Origin of the sequence: Erwinia sp. JUb26, from assembly GCF_003751505.1 — a bacterium.
Classification (GTDB): domain Bacteria; phylum Pseudomonadota; class Gammaproteobacteria; order Enterobacterales; family Enterobacteriaceae; genus Erwinia.
Map to the genome: position 1 here is coordinate 43,510 of NZ_RJVB01000008.1, position 21,492 is coordinate 65,001.

Sequence of the window (21,492 nt, forward strand, 5' to 3'; positions counted from 1 at the left end):
ACTGAATCTCCATCGTGGATGCGGGCTGGCCCGCATCCCAGAGGATTAATACACGTCGCGCAGGTAACGCTTCTCTTTCTTCAGCTGATCGATGTAGTCAGCCGCGCGCTCGGCAGACATACCGCCAAACTGAGCAACGATTTCATACAGCGCTTTATCAACGTCTTTCGCCATGCGTGATGCATCGCCGCACACGTAGAAGTAAGCCCCTTCCTGCAGCCACGCAAACAGTTCAGCGCCCTGTTCCAGCATCCTGCTCTGCACGTAAATCTTTTTCGACTGATCGCGTGAGAAGGCCAGATCCAGACGCGTCAACAGACCGCTTTCCTGCCAGCCATTCAGCTCATCCTGATAGATGTAGTCGTGCTCCTGATGCTGATCGCCGAAGAACAGCCAGTTTTTACCGCTGGCGCCGGTTGCCTGGCGTTCCTGCAGGAAGGCGCGGAATGGCGCAATACCGGTACCCGGGCCGATCATGATCAGCGGCGCGTTGCCGTTTGACGGTACGCGGAAGGCTTTGTTGGGCGAAATAAAGATCGCCGGCTTGCCGCCGCGGCCAACGCGCTCTGCCAGATAGGTTGAGCACACGCCGTTACGCGCACGTCCCGCGCTGTGATAGCGCACGGAAGCGATGGTCAGGTGTACCTGATTAGGGTGCGCCTTCGAGCTGGACGAAATTGAGTAGGCGCGGTGCTGAAGCGGGCGCAGCAGCGTGACAAACTCAGCGGTCGTCAGCGTGCGGGTCAGATCCAGCTGCAGCAGATCCAGGGTATCTTTACCCCAGAGCCATACGCCCAACGCATCTTTATCATCGTGCTGCAGAACGTGGCGCAGCTCCTGATTCGTGGTGTTCTGGCCAACCCATTCGATCAGCTTGCGCGAAGGCTCGGAGATTTCGAACTGATAGGTCAGCAGGTCGCCCAGGCTGCGGTCAAAGCCAGGAACCGGGCTCTGATAATCGGACTTGAGCTGCGTCAGCAGCAGATCGACCAGTACCGGATCGTTGACCGGGATCACCCCGAGCGCATCACCGGCTTCATACTTCAGGCCGCTGTCGGTCAGATCGAATTCAAAGTGGCGAATGTCTTTACCGGACGCCTCGCCGGACAGGCGCTTATTGGTGACCAGGGCGGCGGCATACGGGTTGTTTTTGTTGCTGCCCGGGATCACCGGTGCTTCCGGCAGGTTCTCCAGCGCTGCGCCGGTGCTGCCTGCACTGGCGGCGAACTGCGGCATGGAGTTAGCGATCCACTCACCGGCGGGATCTTCGTAGTCGATATCGCAGTCGATGCGATCGAATACGCGCTTCGCGCCCAGCTGTTCAAGACGCATATCGAAGAATTTGCCGGCCTGGCAGAAACCGTCATAGCCGGTATCGCCGATGGCCAGAATAGCAAAGTGCATCTGTTCCATACGCGGTGCGGTGCTGGCAGAAAGCGCCTGCCAGAACAGTTCGGCGTTATCCGGCATCTCACCTTCACCGTAGGTGGAGGTAATAATCAGTACGTGACGCATGGTGGCGAAAACGTCGATATCGACTTCACCCAGACCCTGAACCACCGGCACCAGACCTTTGGCACGTGCGGCTTTCGCGGCGCTCTGCGCTAACGCTTCAGCGTTACCGGTCTGCGAACCGAACAGGATATGCAGCTGGGTTGTGGTTGCCGCGCCTGCGCTTGCTCCCGCCTGCGGTTTGTCTTCCAGCACCAGCAGACGTGAATGTAACCCGGCGAGGAAGCCTGCCAGCCAGAATTTCTGTTCACCATTAAATGGTGCATCTTCAGGAATATAAGGAATTTTCATGGGTTATTTATACTCAATCCCGTTTCGTCATGTTCAGTAACCCGCATTCTGGCGCTGCACCCCGCAGGATACAGCGCCAGTTCACGCGGGTTGATTCAGGCTGTTATCAGGCCAGTTTGCCTACCGCAGCGGCTAACTCCGGCAGCGCGGCGCGTGCAAACAGTTCCTCAAAGTCAGGCAATCCACCCAGCACCTGACGGTTGCTGGCATCCTGGTAGATGATCCAGCCGTAGGTCGCCAGACTATCCATTGAGCGGATGTTACGCTGAGTCAGCGCCGCCTTATAGTCTGCCATACGTTTGGCAGCAATCAGGCAGGACAGCTCTTCGTCGTTATAATTCTCAATCGCTGCGCGAGCGTGACGCTGCAGCTTAGAGATCAGGGCAAAGTCTTCCGTCATCAGCAGGTTACGTACCGCTTTTTCAACGGCGGCATCATCCACCGCGGTGCCTTTCGGCAGGCGGGAAAGGGCCAGCTGCTGAGCGGAGCTGAGCACGGTGTAGTTATTTAACAGCACCAGCATTTCTGGCGTGTCGGTCGCACCGTAGGCCGGTACTGCGCCGTTAGCGATCGGCTTGCCTTCACGCCAGGCGGCCTTGAATTTCGCTACCTGATGGCCGGCCAGAGCGGTAGACAGCTCCTCCAGCAGATCCTTGCGGCTCTTCGCCTTGAGGATCTCTGCGCTATCCTGATACAGCAGCAGGGAGCGCGGCATGACGTAGACAAAGTTCTGGCACTCGGTTTCCCAGTGATCCAGCAGCCAGGCGGCGCGAGGTGATTTCGTCGCCTCCAGATGCCAGGTCAGCATGGTGAACACCGCCTGTTTGTGCACGCGGGCCATTTCATTGTCTTCGGCGATGGAGCCGAACAGCACGGAATCACCGGCTGCATGGCTGGCCAGCGATCCGTACGGGTCGTACTGGTAGGCGAAGCCGCCGCTCATGCCGTTACCGAAGCCTTTACCAAACGTACCGAGGTTCAGAACGGCGCCGTTGGTCATATATTCGCAGCAGAAATCGCCGACGCCTTCCACCACAGCGGTAGCACCGGAGTTACGCACCGCGAAGCGGTCACCGGCCTGGCCCTGTACGAACAGACGTCCACCGGTAGCACCGAACAGCGCGAAGTTACCGATCAGCACGTTGCCTTCAGCATCTTCAGAGCCGCCGCCAGGTGAAACAACGATCAGCTCGCCGCCACACTGGCCTTTACCGACGCCGTCGTTACAGGTACCGGAATGCGTCATCTGCATCCCGTCGTTACAGAACACGCCATAAGACTGACCGGCAGAACCGGAGGTGAAGATGTTCACCGTGCCCGGCGCCAGGTAGCGGCGGCCGCGATCGTCGAGCAGCGCGGCAGGAATATTTGCCAGCTGTTCCGCGTTCAGCGTGTGGTTCAGCATACGCTCGATATCAATAGCCAGCTGGCCACCGACGCTCTTGTTACGGTTGTTCAGCGTAATGCCATTGCCCAGACGGATATCGGTGCTTCCCTGAACAACCAGCGAGTCGTTCAGCAGCTCCACCCAGTCGTTATCAAGGGCGAAATCTTTTTCCAGATAGACCGGTTTGGCGATCTTCACTTCCGGTACCACGGTCAGCATGGCACGCAGATCGAGTTTGCCGACTTCCAGCGGGTGATCCATCAGGTGCAGCAGGTCAGAACGCCCGCGCGCTTCACGCAGGGAGCGTAATCCCAGGCGCGACAGCATCTCACGCACTTCATGCGCAACGTTGATGAAATATTGTGCCAGCTGGCGAGGATCGCCATCAAAGGCTTCGGCATTGGTGGTCAGACCGGCCGGGCATTTCACGTTACAGTTTTTCGCCATTACGCATTTCAGCATCATCAGCGCGGTCGTACCGAACTCGAAGCTGTCGCCGCCAAGCAGGGCAGATTTCACCACGTCGCTACCGGTCTGCTGGGCGCCGGAGCAGCGCAGCAGCACTTTTTCGCGCAGGCCGTTGGCGCAGAGCGCCTGATGCACTTCAGCAATGCCGATTTCGGCAACGCGACCGGTGTATTTCAGACTGGTCACCGATGCTGCACCGGTACCGCCGGTGTTACCCGCCACGTTGATCACATCGGCACCGGCTTTCGCCACGCCGACCGCGATTGTGCCGATCCCTTCAGAAGACACCAGCTTAACGATGACGCGAACGCGCGCCGCCTTACAGTCGTGGATCAGCTGTGCCAGATCCTCGATGGAGTAGGTATCGTGGTGCGGAGGAGGGGATACCAGCTCCACGCCCGGCGTACCGCCACGGGCAGCGGCGATCTCAACCGTCACTTTCGGCGCAGGCAGCTGACCGCCTTCACCCGGTTTTGCACCCTGACCGATTTTGATTTCCAGCTCGGATAGCATCGGATCGGCCAGATAGGCCGCCCAGACGCCAAAACGACCGGATGCCAGCTGTTTGATTCGTGATGCGCGGATGGTGCCGTGGCGAGAATAGTGCTCGCCGCCTTCACCGCAGTTGCTCATGCCGCCAACCATGTTGGTACCGTGGGCAACCGCTTCGTGAGCCGGAGCAACCAGCGCACCGTGGCTCATCGCGCCGGAAGCGAACGTGCGGGTGATCTCGCAGGCCGGCTGGACTTCGCTCAGCGGCAGGGAAGGCTGAGTAGCGAAGATGCGTGACAAATAGTCAGCCGCTTTGCCCTGTGCCGTGATCTGCAGACCGTCAGCGGTGATTTCACTGTGCTCAATTTCATCCTGGAAGCGGTTTTTCAGCGCGGTAGCCAGCACCAGCAGACGTTCGTGCTCCGGCTTCAGGCCTTCAATCGCATCGGTCAGACGCAGGGTGAACTGGCCAGCGCTTCCGGCTTCACAGGTCAGCCCGCGTACGGCGAAGCTGTTGTTCACCAGCGAGTAGCGGCCCAGCTTGCGGCTGAATTCAGCCAGGCTGTCAACGTGGGTCAGATCGCACGGGAAGGCCAGGATATCGCGCAGCGCGGCCGGACGGCGTTTACGTTCTTCGTGCATCAGGCTGGAGAACTGACGGTAATCCGGCGTAATGGTAAAGGCGTTAATCACCTCATCAGGGATACGCTCAAAGCTGCTGTCAGCAAAGGACTTCGCTTTGATATTGAAGGCATTATCCAGCTTGGCCAGCGTCAGCAGGCGGATAAACTGATCTTCGTCATGCTGCTTGTCCGAGAAGCGGATAGGCTGCTCGGTCATGTCGATAAAGGTACGTACGGCAATAGTACCGTAAGAGTGACCGGCACCTTCTGCACGTTCTTTAAACAGGCCCAGCAGCGGAACTTCCGCTTCGCCCTGAATTTTCAGGGCGCTCTGGTGCCAGTCCACGGCCATCTGCGCGATAGACGCAAAGCCCGCACCGCCCACCGGCGTTTTAATGTTCGGGAAGTATTTCTTCAGCACGCGATCTTCGGTATCCAGGAAGTTTGGCTCGAAGAATTCACCGCAGCTGTAGCTTTCAACCGTACACAGGCCCACTTTACCCATGGTTTTCATCAAGGCTTTTTCTGCAGCCTTGGCATAGCGTTTGAAGGCTTTATTACCTTCTTCGCCTTCGCCATATTTCTCTTCGGCACGCATCTGCACGCCGAGCGGATAGATGGCTGAAGCACCAAAGCCCAGCGCAGCGGCAATGTGGTGCGAAGAAATACTCTGGCCGCTTTCAACCACCAAAGAAACGTCAAGACGCAGACCTTCCTGCACCAGACGCTGGTTGATGGCGGACACCACCAACAGCATCGGCATCGCCGCCTGCGTTGAGGAAATGTGGCGGTCGGTCAGTACCGCGATGCCACCCTGTTCACGGGCAAAATCAACCACCTGCTGAGCAAGGTCGTCAATCGCCTGTTCCAGCGCATCGGCATTCTTTTGGCGGCTCGCTACATCGCTGCCGAGCACCGGCGCGTAGAGCATTTCAAAACGGGCGTACGGTGCCACATCCTGCTCGCGCAGCTGCAGCATATCCAGATGCGTCAGGATCGGTGTCGGCACGATGATCTGGCGGCCTTTACTGCGGCCCAGATGCGGCTTGGCACCCAGCGCCACGCGCAGCGTCATACCGTCAACTTCACGAATGGAGTCTAACGGTGGGTTCGTCACCTGCGCAAAGCGCTGGGAGAAGTAGTGCGCCATGCCGCCTTCATGATCGGATAAGGCGTTGATCGCGTTGCCGTAACCCATGGCTGAAATTTTTTCAGCGCCGGTGTTCAGCATCGGATCCATCATGAATTTGAAGCTTTCCTGGTTATAATAGTAAGCCACAAAGCGCTGATAGGTTTTCAGATCGCCGCTATAGCGCAGCGGTGAGCCCTGTTTTTCCGCCGGGATCACCGGCAGCTCTTGCAGCGTGATACGTGCCTCAGCAACCAGCGCCGGGTAGTCTTTCTCCGCAGCCAGCTTTTCCAGCGCTTCTACGGTGGTGTAGCTGCGTTTTTCGCTGTGATCGTAGTACAGCATCCCGCCCGCTTCGATACGGCCGCGGCGCAGCACGCTTTCCGGTGGGAAGGCGATCTGGCCGGCTTCGGACATGGCGCCGATGTATTCGGCAGTTTCCACCGAACGCAGCGGACGCAGGCCCAGGCGGTCAAGGCGGGCACCGATGATTTCACCGTTACCAAAGATCAGCGCTGCCGGGCCGTCGTTCTTCTCTTCATAAAGAGAGAAGTATTCGAGCATGGCGCGAACGTTCTCGGAAAGAGAGTCATCGTTTTCCCAGGCCGGTGGCATCATGGAAACTACGGCGTTAATCAGGTCGAGATTATCTTCCATCAGGCGGCTGTGGATGCTCTGGTCCAGACGCGAACTGTCAGACTGACCTTTTGGACGAACGATTTTCTTGCCGCGAGCCGAAGCAAGCGCGGATTCCGCGATGCGGTTTTTACGGTCGGTATTCAGCTCACCGTTGTGCGCCATCAGACGGAACGGCTGTGCCATCGTGGTGTGCGGATCGGTGTTGGTTGAAAAACGGGTATGGAAGAACAGACCGCGAACGCGATGATCGGGATCGGTCAGATCTTTGAAGTAAGGGATCACTTCATTGGAGTTCAGGCGTGCCTTAAACACCTGGGTGCGCGAGGAGAGCGACAGCGGGTAGAGGCCGCCAAATTCACTTTCGGTAAAGGCACGGGCTTCGATATCCAGCAGGGCACGATAGATGCGTTTTTCGAAATCGTTTTGATTATCAATGTCCTGGGGAACTGCGAAGATCCACTGTGCGATAGGCAGCTGCGACACAATGGCAGCCGGGCGCAGTACGTCGGTGTCCAGCGGCATATCGCGTTTTAAAATCACCGACAGGCCGTAGGCCGCGAGGGTTTCTTCTACCAGCCGCTCGGCATTGGCACGCAGCGCGCTGTCCTTCGGCACAAAGAAATTGCCTACGCCAAAACGGCCCGGCTCAAGCTGCTGGCCGGTAATTTTGCGGAAAAAATGCAGTGAGATATCCACGTTGACGCCCGCGCCATCGCCCACGCCTTCAGCAGACATGCCGCCGCGATGAGGAACGGTACACAGGGCACTGTGTGCCATCTGGAGGACCTCATGAGTTTGCTCGCCGTCCTTACGTGTAATGAAACCCACGCCACAGCTATCACTCTCTTTTGTTGGATCATACAAGCCATAGGGATACGGTTTTGAGTCAGACATCGAGGGCCTCCTTAACTTCTTTTGTACATTACCTATATTGTTCAGGCACAGAACGCAGCTGAGCGGTCACCTCAGGGTCTGTATCATTTTTCTTTGCCGCTAAAATGCGGACACCATGACTCCGAGCATTCCATCCTGAGACATAAGCACATCGTCCGTGAATGAAAAACTCTCTAGATTCCTGGTCTCATTAAATGGAGATATCCGGTATCACGAGGGAGTCGTCTAACTGCATATGTATGCCGAGACACTGGCCCGTAAGCAAAGCTTCCAGCGGATTCCCAACTTATCGGGAAAGCGTACAGAGGTCAAATACCGATCTTTCTTATGCCTTTTAATGAGTTTTGTTGTTTAACTTCATGATAAATATGAAGATATAACCTGATTTCACCTCTGTTGGAGGTAAGGTGGCATGTAAAGAAGTGTGAGCTGTCTCACTATAGTGCAGCGAGCAAATTGCTGCACCATGCTGGCATTGCGCCTCGTCGCAGCATAATGTGCTGATTGGAGGGTAATACCCACATCAACACACTGTTTTTAATCAGTGGGGATATTTGAATTAAACGGGGGGGGTTATTAGTAAAATTAATCACGTCAGGAGTGAGTAATTCTTCGTAATTTATGAATGATTATTCGTTTGGATGTAGCAAAGGAAAGGCGAGTGATCTGCATCATCGCTATGAAAAGTAATATTGAAGCTCTGCACACTGGGTTTTGAGCGGCTTTATAGATTATGCAGTTATAAAATTTAGTCAATATATCTGGCAACAACTTTTTGCTCTGATGCCAAAATAATTGATAAATCATGCAGGAGCCGCGCCAGCACAGGCCGAAGAGGTAATTTCCGCGCAGGAATACCGCTGCTCTTCGGCGACGAAAATTCCGTGATAATAGCGATTAAGCTAGAGAGTGTTCTGCACCACTATTGTGCAGTGGATTTATTAAATCGAATTCAATGTTCCATAACCGTGCAATGAATCGGTGAATAATATTTTCGTGAACTATAAGTGTGCATTTGATGAGTCAGGAAAGGTGCGCTGCACTTATTTTGTGCAAAACTTTGCGCGCGTTAGCGTGTGGGACTTTGGTTCGATTCCGGTATGATTGAGGGATACAGACCGGAAGGGATCCTAAATGAAACAAATTCGATTACTGGCGCAGTACTACGTTGATTTGATGGTCAAGCTGGGGCTGGTTCGCTTCTCTTTGCTGCTGGCTTCCGCCCTGGTGGTACTGGCAATGATTGTCCAGATGGCCGTGACCATGGTGCTTCGCGGGCATGTGGAAAGCATCGACGTGGTGCGATCGGTGTTTTTTGGCCTGCTGATTACGCCCTGGGCGGTATATTTCCTTTCGGTCGTTGTGGAGCAGCTGGAAGAGTCACGCCAGCGACTGGCGCGGCTGGTCGATAAGCTTGAGGAGATGCGCAACCGCGATCTCGAGCTGAATCAGCAAATGAAGGAAAACATTACCCAGCTCAATCAGGAAATTGCCGATCGTATTAAGGCGGAAGAAGCGCGTCTGCAGGTAATGACCCGCCTGAAAGAGGAAATGGCACGGCGTGAACAGGCGCAGATCGAACTGGAGCAGCAGTCAACCTTCCTGCGCTCGTTTCTGGACGCTTCGCCGGATCTGGTGTTCTACCGTAACGCCGATCAGCAGTTTTCCGGCTGTAATCGGGCGATGGAACTGCTGACGGGGAAAAGTGAGAAGCAGCTCATTGGGTTAACCCCGAATGACGTCTACGACGACGATGCCGCGTTAAAAGTGTTGGAAACGGACGAAAAGGTTTTCCGCCACAACGTTTCTCTGACCTACGAGCAGTGGCTGCAGTATCCCGACGGCCGCAAAGCCTGCTTTGAGATCCGCAAAGTGCCTTATTACGACCGCGTGGGTAAACGCAGCGGTCTGATGGGCTTCGGACGCGATATAACGGAACGTAAGCGTTACCAGGACGCGTTAGAGAATGCCAGCAGGGAGAAGACCACTTTTATCTCAACAATCAGCCACGAGCTTCGTACGCCGCTTAACGGCATTGTCGGGCTGAGCCGGATTCTGCTGGATACTCATTTAAACCCGGAACAGCTTAAGTATCTGAAAACCATTCACGTCTCTGCGATAACCCTTGGAAACATCTTCAACGATGTCATCGAGATGGACAAAATCGAGCGTCGGAAGGTGCAGTTGGATAATCAGCCGCTTGATTTCACCGGCCTGCTGGCCGATCTGGAAAATCTCTCCGGCCTGCTGGCCGAGCCTAAGGGGCTGAAGTTTATCCTGCAGCCGGAACTTCCGCTGCCGCACAAAATTGTGGCGGACGGCACGCGCCTGCGGCAGATCCTGTGGAATCTGATCGGCAATGCGGTGAAGTTCACCCAGCGCGGCGAAATCGTCGTGCGGGTGGGCTATCGCGATGAAGACTGCCTGTGCTTTGAGGTGGAAGATTCCGGGATGGGTATTCCGCAGGATGAACAGGATAAGATCTTTGCCATGTACTATCAGGTGAAAGATCAGCGCGGCGGTAAACCGGCAACCGGCACCGGCATTGGCCTGGCGGTGTCCCGCCGTCTGGCGCAGGCCATGGGGGGTGATATCAGCGTTCGTAGCGCACAGGGGCAGGGTTCATGCTTTACGCTGACGCTGAATGCACCGCGGGTTGCGGAAGAGGTTGAGGACGAGCAGCCTGAAGACGATCTTCCATTGCCTGCGCTGCATGTGCTATTGGTGGAAGACATTGAGCTTAACGTGGTGGTGGCAAGATCGGTGCTGGAGAAACTCGGCAACAGCGTCGACGTGGCGATGACCGGGCAGGAAGCGCTGGATATGTTCGATCCGGATGAATTCGATCTGGTGCTGCTGGATATTCAGCTGCCGGATATGACCGGCCTGGATGTGGCGCGAGCTATTCATCAGCGTCATGCTGGTAAACAACTGCCGCCGCTGGTGGCGTTAACCGCCAACGTACTGAAGGACAAGCGGGAGTACCTGGATGCGGGCATGGACGATGTGCTGAGTAAACCTCTGGCGGTGCCTGCACTGACGGCGATGATTAAGAAATACTGGGACTATCAAAGCGAGGAGCGGGTGATACCTGCGCAGGAGATCAATTTGGATGAGAAAAAACTGGCGCTGCTGGATGTCGTGATGCTGGAGCAGTACATCGAACTGGTTGGGCCGAAACTGATTCATCAGAGCCTGGAGATGTTTGAGAAAATGATGCCGGGTTACCTGGACGTATTGGATTCCAACATGATGGCCCGCGACCAGAAAGGCATTGCGGAAGAAGGACATAAGATCAAAGGTGCCGCGGGTTCCGTTGGGCTGGTGCATCTGCAGCAGATTGCCAAACAAATTCAAAGCCCTGAGCTACCTGCCTGGTGGGACAACGTTCAGGAGTGGATTGATGAGCTTAAACAGGAATGGCGCAATGACGTGAATGTTCTGCGTGAATGGGTTTTGGACGCTGAAAAAAAATGACCCCGACCGAGGCCGGGGTGCGCGAATACTGCGCCAACACCAGGGAAAATGGAAACCCACGCTATTCTGATAATAATCGTCTGGAGCGCAGGCCGGGTATTGGGTAAAACTCTCAGCCACTACCTTAGCAAATCTAACATCACATGTTACCAGATTCATTAAAATGTGTGATGTTGAGCAGTGTTTGTAAATAGAAGACATCAAATTACTTTCTCAGTCAAGCAGGTAATTCATTTTGCTCTTTTTATGATGGATTATTGTACGATTGTTGTATTTTCCTCATCGGACATCTTGACGAGTAACGTGACGGAATCGAATTGCTGAAGTCCAATGGCTGAAACGCTATTTCAGCAGTTTTTGTGGGTTTAATATATTGTAAGTGCTGTATTTTTTGTTGTTTTTGCTGAGTTTTACCGAAACGTTTTGGTTTCTGCTAGCACAAATCGCCATCGGCCAATCATGCAGCAGATAAATGCTGACACAGTTCAGCAAGCGAAACGAGGCTGTTTATTAATAATCAGCATAAAAAAGACGCGCTTTTGTTTCGTTTATCGCTGGTTTTCTATTTCAAATTTTGTGCTTTCGAAATGTACTCAGTGAAATTTATAAGCAATGTAAATCAATTAAAAAATGATTTTCTCCGCCGGAGAGCGCCCGCCTTAAATGTATTAAACTATGGTGCACGATGGAACCGATTCCTGGATAAGTGCCGATTCCGCAAGCCCCAGACGAAAACAATCCGTATTGACGAGAGTATGATGATGGAGTCAACGAATGAGCCGTAACCGACGTCCTCGCTGGATGTGGATAAAGAAAGTCGCGTTGCGTCTGCTGCTGGGCGTTATTGGTTTTTGGCTTGCGGGGATTGTGATCTTCGCTTTTATCCCTGTGCCGTTCTCTGCGGTGATGGTTGAAAGACAGCTTGGCTCCTGGCTACAGGGTAATTTTGATTATGTTGCTCATTCTGACTGGGTCGGCCGCGATGAAATATCTCCGTGGATGGCGCTGGCGGTGATGGCCTCTGAAGATCAAAAGTTTCCTACGCACTGGGGTTTTGACGTAGATGCAATTCAGTCGGTGCTGGACAACAACGGCGAAAACGCACGTATGCGCGGTGCTTCAACGCTGTCGCAGCAAACGGCAAAGAATTTGTTCCTCTGGGACGGACGTAGCTGGGTGCGAAAGGGGCTGGAAGCCGGGCTGACCGTCGGGATTGAAACGGTGTGGACTAAACGACGTATTCTGACCGTTTATCTGAATATTGCTGAGTTCGGTGACGGTGTCTTTGGCGTGGAAGAGGCGGCGCAGCGTTATTTCAATAAGCCGGCCAGCCGTTTGACGATGTCCGAAGCTGCGCTGCTGGCGGCCGTGCTGCCGAACCCAATACGCTTTAAGGCGGCAGCGCCTTCAGGTTATGTCCGCCAGCGCCAGCAGTGGATCATGCGTCAGATGCGCCAGCTGGGTGGTGAAGCGTTTCTTTCCAGAAATCACCTGGATTAACAGGCGGCTTCTGCAACAGGGGCATTACTCTTCGTCGAATCCGGCGTTAAACAGTTCAATAACGGCTGCCAGCGCTTCGGCTTCCTGTGGGCCGCTTACCTCAATTTCGATATGTCCACCTTTGGCGGAATCGAGCATCAGCAGCGCAATGACGCTGCTGGCTTCGGCCTCCGTACCGCTTTCGTTTCTCAGCAGCACTTCAGCATCAAAACTCTGTACCAGCTCAAAAAGCTTCATCGCCGGGCGGGCGTGCATGCCCAACTTATTCCTGATTTCAACGGTTTGCTTAACGGTCATGATTTACGTTTTTCCAGCGTACGGTGACGGGACTGCACGTTTTTACCACGGGAACGGAAGTAGTCGGCTAACTGCTCTGCGATGTATACCGAACGGTGTTTACCGCCGGTACAGCCAATCGCCACGGTCAGATAGCTGCGATTGTTGGTTTCCAGCATCGGCAGCCACAGTTCCAGATAGCTGCGCGTCTGATAGATAAAATTATGCACTTCGGTATGGCGATCGAGAAACGCTGCCACCGGACGATCGAGGCCGGTCATCGGACGCAGCTTTGGATCCCAGTGCGGGTTCGGCAGAAAGCGAACATCAAAGACATAATCGGCATCAATCGGAATACCGTGCTTAAAGCCAAATGACTCAAACACCATCGTCAGTTCGCGCTCACGCTTGCCCAGCAGGCGGGTTCTCAGCATTTCGGCCAGTTCATGAACGGACATTTCCGAGGTGTCGATGATCAGGTCGGCGCGGGAACGCAGCGGTTCAAGCAGATCGCTCTCTTCATCAATTGCGCTTTCCAGTGACAGATTTTTGCTGGAAAGGGGATGCAGGCGGCGGGTATCACTGTAGCGACGGATCAGCGTGTTGCGATCGGCATCCAGGAACAAAAGCTGCGGCGAAAAGCAGTCGGGAAGATTATTCAGCGCCGTTTCAAAAACTTCGGGGGATTCCGGCATATTACGCACGTCAATACTGACCGCAGCAGACATATTGCGTTCAGAGAGCGAATTGGCGAGATCGGGCAGCAAGACCACGGGAAGGTTGTCCACGCAGTAGAAGCCCATATCCTCCAGTGCGCGTAACGCCACGGATTTACCTGAACCGGAACGACCGCTGACGATCATCAGCACCATTAACTCTTCCCCCAATTTAACCTGTTACCACGGATAGCGTGGTGAATGTACTACAGCTGGCTTAATCGTGATCTTCCGTGATGATCTCGTACAGCTCTTCATCGCTCTGAGCCGCGCGCAGGCGTCGGCAAACCGTTTTATCGGCCAGACGTTTTGCCACCAGCGAAAGCGTATGCAGGTGAGTCTTACACTGGTCTGCCGGAACCAGCAGGGCGAACAACAAATCCACTGGCTGATTATCAATCGCGTCAAAGGCAATCGGCTGATCCAGGTGGATAAATACGCCAACCGCACGCAGCGTATCTTCGAGTAATTTTCCGTGCGGGATCGCAATCCCGTTACCAATACCCGTACTGCCCATTCTTTCGCGCGTCAGAATCGCTTCAAAAATGGTCTGATGCGGAAGGTTAAGCTGTTTGGCCGCCAGTTCACTGATAATTTCCAGTGCCCGTTTTTTACTCTGGCAGTGTACACCGTTTCGGGTGCAGGACAGGTTCAGGACCGAGCCCAGTTCCAGTTTCAGATCGTTGTTCATCATAGTTTCACTTACGTGTTCACATCCGCATGGCGGTTAACTTCAGCCGTTTTACTGGCCATTGTTTACCCCAGATTGATTAGCGGCTCGTACCTTATCAAGAGACGAGCCGCCGCTGACTTTAGCTTAACCCGATGTGGGAAGCTGCAGAAACAATCAGCGCAGGGTGAAATTTAGTGTTGTTTAAGCTTATCTTTGTGTTTATTTAACTGGCGAGCCAGCTTATCAACCAGGCCGTCAATCGCCGCGTACATATCTTTTTCTTCTGCGGTTGCATGCAACTCCCCGCCATTCACATGCAGCGTCGCATCTGCAATTTGAGTCACTTTTTCCACCTTCAGAACAATATAGACCTGATTAATCCGGTCAAAGTAGTGTTCTAATTTACCGAATTTCGCCGTCACAAATTCGCGCAGTGCCTCGGTAATTTCAACGTTTAGTCCAGTGATATTGAGTTGCATGATGTCTTCCTTCTCAGTTCTTTCAGACCAGCTGTTTACGCTGGTTTGATGGCGGGATGGATAAAGACTCTCGATATTTTGCCACAGTACGTCGCGCGACCATAATTCCCTGCTCGGAAAGCAAAGAGGTTAGCTTGCTGTCGCTCAGCGGCTTGGCGGGATTTTCCGCCGAAATTAATTTCCTCACCAGCGCCCGGATAGCGGTTGAAGAGGCTTCGCCGCCACCTTCAGTGCTCACGTGGCTGGAGAAAAAATACTTCAGCTCAAATATACCGCGCGGGCTGTGCAGGTACTTCTGCGTTGTGACGCGCGATATTGTTGATTCATGCATATCGACTGCGCTGGCTATGTCTGCCAGTACCATCGGCCGCATATGCTCTTCACCCTGCTCGAAAAATGCCTGCTGCTGATCGACGATACAGCGGGTCACTTTTAACAGCGTGTCGTTGCGGCTCTCAAGGCTTTTGATCAGCCATTTTGCTTCCTGCAAATTACTCCGGATAAACTGTGAATCGCTGTCGTTACGGGTGGAGCCACCCAGCGCAGCATAGTGCTGGTTGATCTTCAGACGCGGCACGCTGTCAGCATTAAGCTCAACGGTCCAGCGAATGCCGACTTTGCGTACCAGCACATCAGGGATAACGTATTCAGGTTCCTGAGTATTAATCGACTGGCCCGGACGCGGATCGAGTGACTGGATCAGCTGTACTGCGCCTTTCAGTACCTCTTCTTTTAGCCGGGTTAAACGCATCAGGCTGCGGAAATCATGGTTAGCCAGCAGATCGAGATGATCGCTCACGATCAGACGCGCTTCTTTTAGCAGCGGCAGATCGTCAGGGAACTGAGAAAGCTGGACCAGCAGGCAGTCGCGCAGATCGCGGGCGCACACGCCTACCGGATCGAATCGCTGTACGCGTTTCAGCACGGCTTCAACTTCATCCATGCTGAGTTCTTCATTGCCCATGCTGTCGAGGATATCGTCCAGCGGGATGGTCAGATAGCCGGTTTCATCCACGGCATCGACGATCGAGGTGGCGATAGCGCGATCGGTATCGGTAAACGGCGTGAGTTCCACCTGCCACATCAGATAATCCTGCAGCGACTGGGTGGTTTCCCCCTGATACACCGGCAGTTCGTCGTCGTGATAGTCGGTACCGGTACCGGAAGGCGTGCCCGCGGTGTAAATTTCATCCCAGGTGGCATCAAGCGGCAGTTCTTCAGGCATATCCTTTTGCTCTAGCGCTTCCCGCGTATCCAGCGCTTCGGTTTCCTGATATTCGCGGGAGTCGATCTCCTCATGAACATCACTCTGCTCGAGCAACGGGTTGCTTTCCAGCGCCAGCTGAATTTCCTGCTGTAGTTCAAGCGTAGAGAGTTGCAGCAGACGAATGGCCTGCTGCAACTGTGGCGTCATGGCAAGCTGTTGGCTCAGCCTGAGTTGTAAACCTTGCTTCATATTCAGGATAGTAATTCCCTAAAAAACAAACCTAATGGACACCTTATCAGAGTCTGAACTCTTCGCCCAGGTAGACGCGTTTCACCTGTTCGTCGGCAAGGATTTCTTCAGGCGTTCCGTGTGCGATGAGGTGTCCCTGGCTGACGATATAAGCGCGCTCACATACCGCCAGCGTTTCGCGGACGTTGTGGTCGGTTATTAGTACGCCAAGTCCGCTATCACGAAGATGCTCGATAATCTTTTTAATATCAATAACGGAAATGGGGTCAACCCCGGCAAAAGGTTCATCCAGCAGGATAAATTTAGGATTTGCAGCCAGCGCACGGGCAATTTCTACCCTGCGGCGTTCACCGCCGGAAAGCGCCTGGCCGAGGCTGTCGCGCAGATGCTCGATGTGGAATTCGGCCATTAGCTCGTTGGCGCGATCTTCCCGCTGTTCGCTGGTCAGATCGTCACGGATTTGCAGGACCGCCATCAGATTATCGTAAACGCTCAGACGGCGGAAGATGGAGGCTTCCTGAGGGAGATAGCCAATACCCCTGCGTGCGCGTGCGTGCAGCGGCAGGATACTGATATCTTCATCATCAATCACGATACGGCCTGCGTCACGCGGTACTATGCCGACCACCATATAAAAGGTGGTCGTTTTGCCGGCTCCGTTGGGGCCCAGCAGTCCGACAATCTCGCCGGATTTCACTTCCAGACTGACGTCTTCAACCACACGGCGGCCTTTGTAGGCCTTCGCCAGGTTTTCCGCAATTAACGTTGCCATGTTGGTTAGTTACTCTTTTTCTGACCGTTAGACGGTGTGCTTTTATCCTGCAGCTGTGACGGCACAAGCACGGTTGTGACACGTTTGCCGCTGCTGCCGTAGGCCTGCATTTTCTGCTCTTTCACCAGATAGGTAATGCGATCGCCTTTCACATTGCTGTCCAGCTGCTCCAGATAGGCATTTCCGGTCAGCTCAACCAGATCTTTTTCCAGCTCATAGTGCATTTTCTGCGCGTGGCCCTGAACCGGTTTGCCGTTGTCCTGCATCTGATAGAACGTGGCGGGATTGCCATAAGCATCGACGATGGTTTTCTTGCTGTCGCCGCCAGGACGGGTGACCACCACTTTATCGGCGGTGATCTTGATCGATCCCTGGGTGACGATCACTTTACCGGTGAAGGTGGCCACATTGCCCTGCATATCCAGCGCCTGATTTTCCGAGTCGACGTTGACCGGCTTATCGGAATCTCCGGTCAGCGCCAGAGCGGGTAAGCTGGCAGCCAGAAGCAGAGATGCCGTCAGTAACTTAAGGCTGTTGTTCATTTTGAATTTCATAAGATGTTTTGACCTTTTCAATCAACTCGGCAGTTTTCTTCCGTAAATTTCCGCGCATCTTCATTCCCGTAGAGTTAAAGCTGCGGCCATAAAGCGTAACCCGATCGTTTGAGGTGACATCCTGAGTGGTCAGATTCACCAGCGCGTTATCGGTTTTAATTTTTTCCAGCTGCGCATCCTTCGTCAGGCTGTTTACTTCGACATTGCCGTACAGATACAGCATGCGATCGTTAGTGAGCTTGGCTTTATCGGCGCGCACCGACCAGGTCGCCACTTTGTTTTCATCGTAAGTCGTCATCTTCGGGTTGTCGAACCAGCTAATGGCGTCAGCGGAAAAGTAAGTGACCTTGTCGGATACCAGCCGGTAGCTGAGTCCACCCTCGGGGTTGTAGACGACAGTATGCGAATTATCGCTCAGATAGGTGGGTTCACTATCGTTGTTACTGACCGTCGCATCCCCGTTATCCGAGTCAGCCAGATTCCAGCCAATCAAAATGATGGCGATCAGCGTCAGTAACAGTGTAATCCAGCGTCTTGTTTTACTCATACAGACTGCCCTATGGCCTTATCAAACGTACCCTGAGCAATTAAGATCAGGTCGCAAAGTTCCCGAACGGCACCACGACCACCGGCAATTCGGGTCACGTAGTCGGCTTTAGGGAGCAGAACCGGATGTGCATCGGCAACGGCTACGCTCAGGCCAACCTGGGCCATAACCGGCCAGTCAATCAGGTCATCGCCGATGTAGGCGACCTGACTGGCATTCAGCGCTAGTTTATCCAGAAGTTCGCGGAAGGCCAAAGTCTTATCAGACTGGCCCTGGTAAAGATGGGTAATTCCCAGCGTCGCACAGCGATCTTCCAGCAGCTTTGCCTTGCGGCCGGTAATAATCGCCACCTCGACGTCCGAGGTCAGCAGGCAGCGAATACCGTACCCGTCACGGACATTGAATGCTTTCAGCTCTTCACCGTTGTTACCCTGATAGATCACGCCATCAGACATCACCCCATCGACATCGCAAATCAGCAGTTTAATCTGTTGAGCCCGTGCCATGACCTGCTCACTGACCGGGCCATAACAGGTCTCAACGGCGGCGGCTGGATTACTCATTATCGCTATATTCCTTATCAAACAACGCCGGCACGCAGCATATCGTGCATGTGTACCACTCCAAGCAAACGATCGCCGTCGGCCACCATCACGCAGGTAATGTTTTTGTTCTGCATTAAATTCAGGGCGTCTACCGCCAGCGTATTGGGCCTGACGCGGATGCCTCCACGGGTCATCACGCTCGCGATGCTGGCGTGCTGGATGTCAATGCCCATATCAAATACGCGGCGCAGGTCACCGTCGGTAAAAATGCCTTCAATTTTCATCAGGTCGTTGCAGATGACCGTCATCCCCATATTTTTACGGGTAATTTCCAGCAGCGCATCGCGCAGCGACGCATCGCTGCTGATATGCGGCATCTCGCTCCCGGTATGCATAATATCATCAACCCGCAGCAGCAGCTTACGCCCCAGCGCGCCGCCCGGATGCGACAGCGCGAAGTCTTCGGCGGTAAAGCCGCGCGCTTTGAGCAGGGCGACCGCCAGCGCGTCCCCCATAACCAGTGTAGCCGTGGTGCTGGTGGTTGGCGCAAGGCCCAGCGGGCAGGCTTCCTGCGGCACTTTAACACACAGATGAATATCAGCAGCACGCCCCATCGCGCTGTCGGGGCGGCCGGTCATGCAAATCAGGGAAACTTGCAGGCGTTTCAGCACCGGTATCAGGGCTAAAATTTCGGAAGATTCCCCCGAATTTGAGATGGCGATGACCACATCATTCGGGCTGACCATGCCCAGATCGCCATGGCTGGCTTCGCCGGGATGGACGAAAAACGCGGGAGTCCCGGTGCTGGCAAAGGTAGCGGCAATTTTTTTGCCGATATGCCCGGACTTGCCCATCCCCATCACCACCACTTTACCGCGGCAGCGGGAAATCAGCGCACAGACCTGGCTGAAGTCGTCATTAATGTATTGATCCAGCTGTTCCAGTCCTTCGCGTTCGGTCTGCAATACCTCTTTTCCGGCTTTTATAAAGTCAAAATCAGTATCGGTAATGATATGCGCCATAACTCTTCAGTCCTTTTACCAGAAAGTCACTGAGGGGAAACCATACAGCATGACCACCCAGAGGATAAATCCGCACAGCAGCAACGCTCCAGCAACCCGACCAATCCGGCGGTTGCGTTGCAAACAGATCAGCGTAAACAGGGCGCTGACGGCCAGCATGACCCAGTAATCGCGGGCAAATGCACTGGCGTCAAAGCTGCCGGGATGAATCAGCGCCGGGATGCCAAGAACAATCACCATATTATAAATGTTAGACCCAATCAGGTTGCCGATGGCAATATCATCTTCGCCTTTCAACGCCCCGGCGATCACCGTCGCCAGTTCTGGCAGGCTGGTGCCCACTGAAATAATGGTCAGCGCAATCACCAGTTCACTGATGCCGAAATAGTCGGCAATCACCGTGGCGTTATCAATCACCATGCGGGTTGAGACCGGCAGTAAAATCAGCGCAACGGCCAGCCAGAGGAACGCGACGGTATTGCCGACGTCATCACGCGGCAGCTCGGCCAACTGCTCGCGGGTCAGTGTGTCATTATTCTCACGCTCGGCGCGGCGGGCGATTTTGATGGTACACACCAGCCAACAGGCGGCGATAAAGATCAGCCCCAGTCCGTCATTCCGGCTCAGATAATTGTCGAAAAGCATGATGCCGCTCAGCAGCGCCACCAGCAGCATCAGCGGCAGCTCGCGACGTATCAGATTTGAATGTACGGTTAGCGGATGCAGCAGTGCCGCACCACCGAGGATCAGCAGGATATTGGTAATATTAGAACCGATGGCCGTACCGACGGCGATATCCATTTGACCGTGCGTGGCTGCGGAAAACGAAACAATCAGCTCGGGGAGGGAAGTGCCGATGCCTACAACGGTCATCCCAATAATAAGCGGCGGGATCCCCAGTGAACGACACAAAATGGCTGCGCTAAACACAAGACGATCGGCCCCATAAACCAGTAAGGCTAAACCGATAATCAATAGTGCTATAGCTACGAGCATGAAATGTCCTTTTATCGGATATAATCGTCGGTTGCTGCTGGTGACGATGCGTTTCTGGTTACGTTTTTTTAATGCCGGTGATTTTGACGGTCTAAAGCGAAAAAGTAAAACGTATGCCAGCTTTCGCTAAGTGATTGCGGTAAGTTTCTGTAAAAGTGTCCAGCCCGGCGGTTAATGCGTTACCATCGGAAGTATATTTAACGCCTGAAATGAGGATTGAGGTAACTATGAGCCAGACGGAAACGAATTTGGTAGATGTCCGGGATGTGTGTTTTTCCCGTGGCAACAGGCCTATTTTCGATAACATCTCGCTTACGGTGCCCAAAGGGAAAATCACCGCTATCATGGGACCCTCTGGCATTGGTAAAACCACGCTACTGCGTTTGATCGGGGGCCAGATAGCGCCCGACAGCGGCGAAATCTGGTTCAACGGTGAAAATATCCCCACGCTTTCGCGTTCTCGCCTGTATGCCGCCCGCAAAAAAATGAGCATGCTTTTTCAGTCCGGTGCCTTGTTTACCGACCTTAACGTGTTTGATAACGTTGCCTGGCCGCTGCGCGAGCATACTCAACTGCCCACGCCGCTACTGCACAGTACGGTGATGATGAAGCTGGAGGCGGTGGGGCTGCGCGGTGCCGCCACGCTTAAACCTTCTGAGCTATCCGGCGGGATGGCACGTCGTGCTGCGCTGGCCCGCGCCATCGCGCTTGAGCCCGATCTGATTATGTTTGATGAACCTTTCGTCGGCCAGGATCCCATTACTATGGGGGTGTTGGTGAAGCTTATTGACGAACTAAATCATTCACTGGGTGTCACTTGCATTGTGGTTTCCCACGATGTGCCTGAAGTTTTGAGCATCGCGGATTACGCGTATATCATCGCCGACCAAAAAGTGGTTGCTCAGGGTACGGCGGCTCAGCTGCATGATAATAAGGATGCGCGCGTGCGTCAGTTTATTGATGGCATTGCCGATGGGCCGGTACCGTTTCGTTTTCCGGCGGGAGATTATCTTCACGATTTAGTCGGCTCAGGGAGTTAACAGA

At 54.0% G+C, this 21,492-nt stretch carries 16 protein-coding genes; 3 read left to right on the forward strand and 13 right to left on the reverse strand.

The features are described from left to right. Positions 1-45 precede the first annotated feature (45 nt). The gene (locus tag EC836_RS19130) at positions 46-1,803 is read right to left on the reverse strand and encodes a sulfite reductase subunit alpha (RefSeq protein ID WP_123336068.1); all 1,758 of its coding nucleotides are present in this window, start codon (positions 1,801-1,803) and stop codon (positions 46-48) included. 106 nt (positions 1,804-1,909) lie between these two features. Continuing rightward, a complete protein-coding gene (locus EC836_RS19135; RefSeq protein ID WP_123336070.1) occupies positions 1,910-7,435 on the reverse strand; it encodes a glutamate synthase-related protein in 5,526 nt (1,841 codons plus the stop codon). Between the two features lie 1,134 nt (positions 7,436-8,569). Here EC836_RS19135 and arcB point away from each other — a divergent pair. Beyond that, complete coding sequence (gene arcB, locus EC836_RS19140; protein ID WP_123336073.1) at positions 8,570-10,912, forward strand: aerobic respiration two-component sensor histidine kinase ArcB; 2,343 nt, start codon at positions 8,570-8,572, stop codon at positions 10,910-10,912. 801 nt (positions 10,913-11,713) lie between these two features. Continuing rightward, positions 11,714-12,412: a monofunctional biosynthetic peptidoglycan transglycosylase gene (gene mtgA / locus EC836_RS19145; protein WP_370348258.1), complete on the forward strand. Its 699-nt coding sequence runs from the start codon at positions 11,714-11,716 to the stop codon at positions 12,410-12,412. Positions 12,413-12,436: 24 nt separating this feature from the next. Here mtgA and npr read toward each other — a convergent pair whose 3' ends face one another. From npr to EC836_RS19200, 11 genes are all read right to left on the reverse strand, one after another. Continuing rightward, the gene (npr, locus tag EC836_RS19150) at positions 12,437-12,709 is read right to left on the reverse strand and encodes a PTS phosphocarrier protein NPr (RefSeq protein ID WP_123336077.1); all 273 of its coding nucleotides are present in this window, start codon (positions 12,707-12,709) and stop codon (positions 12,437-12,439) included. Then, a complete protein-coding gene (gene rapZ / locus EC836_RS19155; RefSeq protein WP_105592916.1) occupies positions 12,706-13,560 on the reverse strand; it encodes an RNase adapter RapZ in 855 nt (284 codons plus the stop codon). Before rapZ ends, npr begins: the two co-directional genes overlap by 4 nt. A gap of 61 nt (positions 13,561-13,621) precedes the next feature. Then, on the reverse strand, positions 13,622-14,098 hold the full coding sequence (gene ptsN / locus EC836_RS19160; RefSeq protein WP_105592917.1) for a PTS IIA-like nitrogen regulatory protein PtsN: 477 nt from the start codon (positions 14,096-14,098) through the stop codon (positions 13,622-13,624). A gap of 170 nt (positions 14,099-14,268) precedes the next feature. Continuing rightward, positions 14,269-14,556 carry a ribosome hibernation promoting factor gene (hpf, locus tag EC836_RS19165; protein WP_123336079.1) on the reverse strand — a complete coding sequence of 96 codons (288 nt, stop codon included), beginning with the start codon at positions 14,554-14,556 and terminating at the stop codon, positions 14,269-14,271. Between the two features lie 22 nt (positions 14,557-14,578). Next, entirely contained in the window at positions 14,579-16,012 is a 1,434-nt protein-coding gene (rpoN, locus tag EC836_RS19170) for an RNA polymerase factor sigma-54 (RefSeq protein ID WP_123336081.1), read from the reverse strand. 46 nt (positions 16,013-16,058) lie between these two features. Beyond that, on the reverse strand, positions 16,059-16,784 hold the full coding sequence (gene lptB / locus EC836_RS19175) for an LPS export ABC transporter ATP-binding protein (RefSeq protein WP_123336083.1): 726 nt from the start codon (positions 16,782-16,784) through the stop codon (positions 16,059-16,061). Between the two features lie 5 nt (positions 16,785-16,789). Next, positions 16,790-17,338, reverse strand: coding sequence for a lipopolysaccharide ABC transporter substrate-binding protein LptA (gene lptA / locus EC836_RS19180; RefSeq protein WP_123336085.1), 549 nt, complete (start codon positions 17,336-17,338; stop codon positions 16,790-16,792). Then, positions 17,310-17,885 (reverse strand): LPS export ABC transporter periplasmic protein LptC, encoded by a 576-nt coding sequence (gene lptC / locus EC836_RS19185; protein ID WP_123336087.1) that lies wholly within the window; start codon positions 17,883-17,885, stop codon positions 17,310-17,312. The genes lptA and lptC overlap by 29 nt, the downstream gene beginning before the upstream one ends. Then, entirely contained in the window at positions 17,882-18,448 is a 567-nt protein-coding gene (gene kdsC, locus EC836_RS19190; RefSeq protein WP_123336089.1) for a 3-deoxy-manno-octulosonate-8-phosphatase KdsC, read from the reverse strand. The genes lptC and kdsC overlap by 4 nt, the downstream gene beginning before the upstream one ends. Positions 18,449-18,465: 17 nt before the next feature. Further along, entirely contained in the window at positions 18,466-19,452 is a 987-nt protein-coding gene (gene kdsD / locus EC836_RS19195) for an arabinose-5-phosphate isomerase KdsD (RefSeq protein ID WP_123336091.1), read from the reverse strand. Positions 19,453-19,467: 15 nt separating this feature from the next. Continuing rightward, on the reverse strand, positions 19,468-20,448 hold the full coding sequence (locus EC836_RS19200; protein WP_123336093.1) for a calcium/sodium antiporter: 981 nt from the start codon (positions 20,446-20,448) through the stop codon (positions 19,468-19,470). A 227-nt stretch (positions 20,449-20,675) separates the two neighbouring features. Here EC836_RS19200 and mlaF point away from each other — a divergent pair, with 227 nt between their 5' ends. After that, positions 20,676-21,488, forward strand: coding sequence for a phospholipid ABC transporter ATP-binding protein MlaF (gene mlaF, locus EC836_RS19205; protein WP_123336094.1), 813 nt, complete (start codon positions 20,676-20,678; stop codon positions 21,486-21,488). The last annotated feature ends 4 nt before the right edge of the window (positions 21,489-21,492 follow it).

Coding starts and splice junctions, on each gene's coding strand:
- EC836_RS19135 (WP_123336070.1), bottom strand. CDS start 7,435: ATGTCTGACTCAAAACCGTATCCCTATGGCTTGTATGATCCAACAAAA.
- arcB (WP_123336073.1), top strand. CDS start 8,570: ATGAAACAAATTCGATTACTGGCGCAGTACTACGTTGATTTGATGGTC.
- kdsD (WP_123336091.1), bottom strand. CDS start 19,452: ATGGCGCATATCATTACCGATACTGATTTTGACTTTATAAAAGCCGGA.
- rpoN (WP_123336081.1), bottom strand. CDS start 16,012: ATGAAGCAAGGTTTACAACTCAGGCTGAGCCAACAGCTTGCCATGACG.
- lptC (WP_123336087.1), bottom strand. CDS start 17,885: ATGAGTAAAACAAGACGCTGGATTACACTGTTACTGACGCTGATCGCC.
- EC836_RS19200 (WP_123336093.1), bottom strand. CDS start 20,448: ATGCTCGTAGCTATAGCACTATTGATTATCGGTTTAGCCTTACTGGTT.
- lptA (WP_123336085.1), bottom strand. CDS start 17,338: ATGAAATTCAAAATGAACAACAGCCTTAAGTTACTGACGGCATCTCTG.
- hpf (WP_123336079.1), bottom strand. CDS start 14,556: ATGCAACTCAATATCACTGGACTAAACGTTGAAATTACCGAGGCACTG.
- mtgA (WP_370348258.1), top strand. CDS start 11,714: ATGTGGATAAAGAAAGTCGCGTTGCGTCTGCTGCTGGGCGTTATTGGT.
- kdsC (WP_123336089.1), bottom strand. CDS start 18,448: ATGAGTAATCCAGCCGCCGCCGTTGAGACCTGTTATGGCCCGGTCAGT.
- rapZ (WP_105592916.1), bottom strand. CDS start 13,560: ATGGTGCTGATGATCGTCAGCGGTCGTTCCGGTTCAGGTAAATCCGTG.
- ptsN (WP_105592917.1), bottom strand. CDS start 14,098: ATGATGAACAACGATCTGAAACTGGAACTGGGCTCGGTCCTGAACCTG.
- lptB (WP_123336083.1), bottom strand. CDS start 16,784: ATGGCAACGTTAATTGCGGAAAACCTGGCGAAGGCCTACAAAGGCCGC.
- npr (WP_123336077.1), bottom strand. CDS start 12,709: ATGACCGTTAAGCAAACCGTTGAAATCAGGAATAAGTTGGGCATGCAC.
- mlaF (WP_123336094.1), top strand. CDS start 20,676: ATGAGCCAGACGGAAACGAATTTGGTAGATGTCCGGGATGTGTGTTTT.
- EC836_RS19130 (WP_123336068.1), bottom strand. CDS start 1,803: ATGAAAATTCCTTATATTCCTGAAGATGCACCATTTAATGGTGAACAG.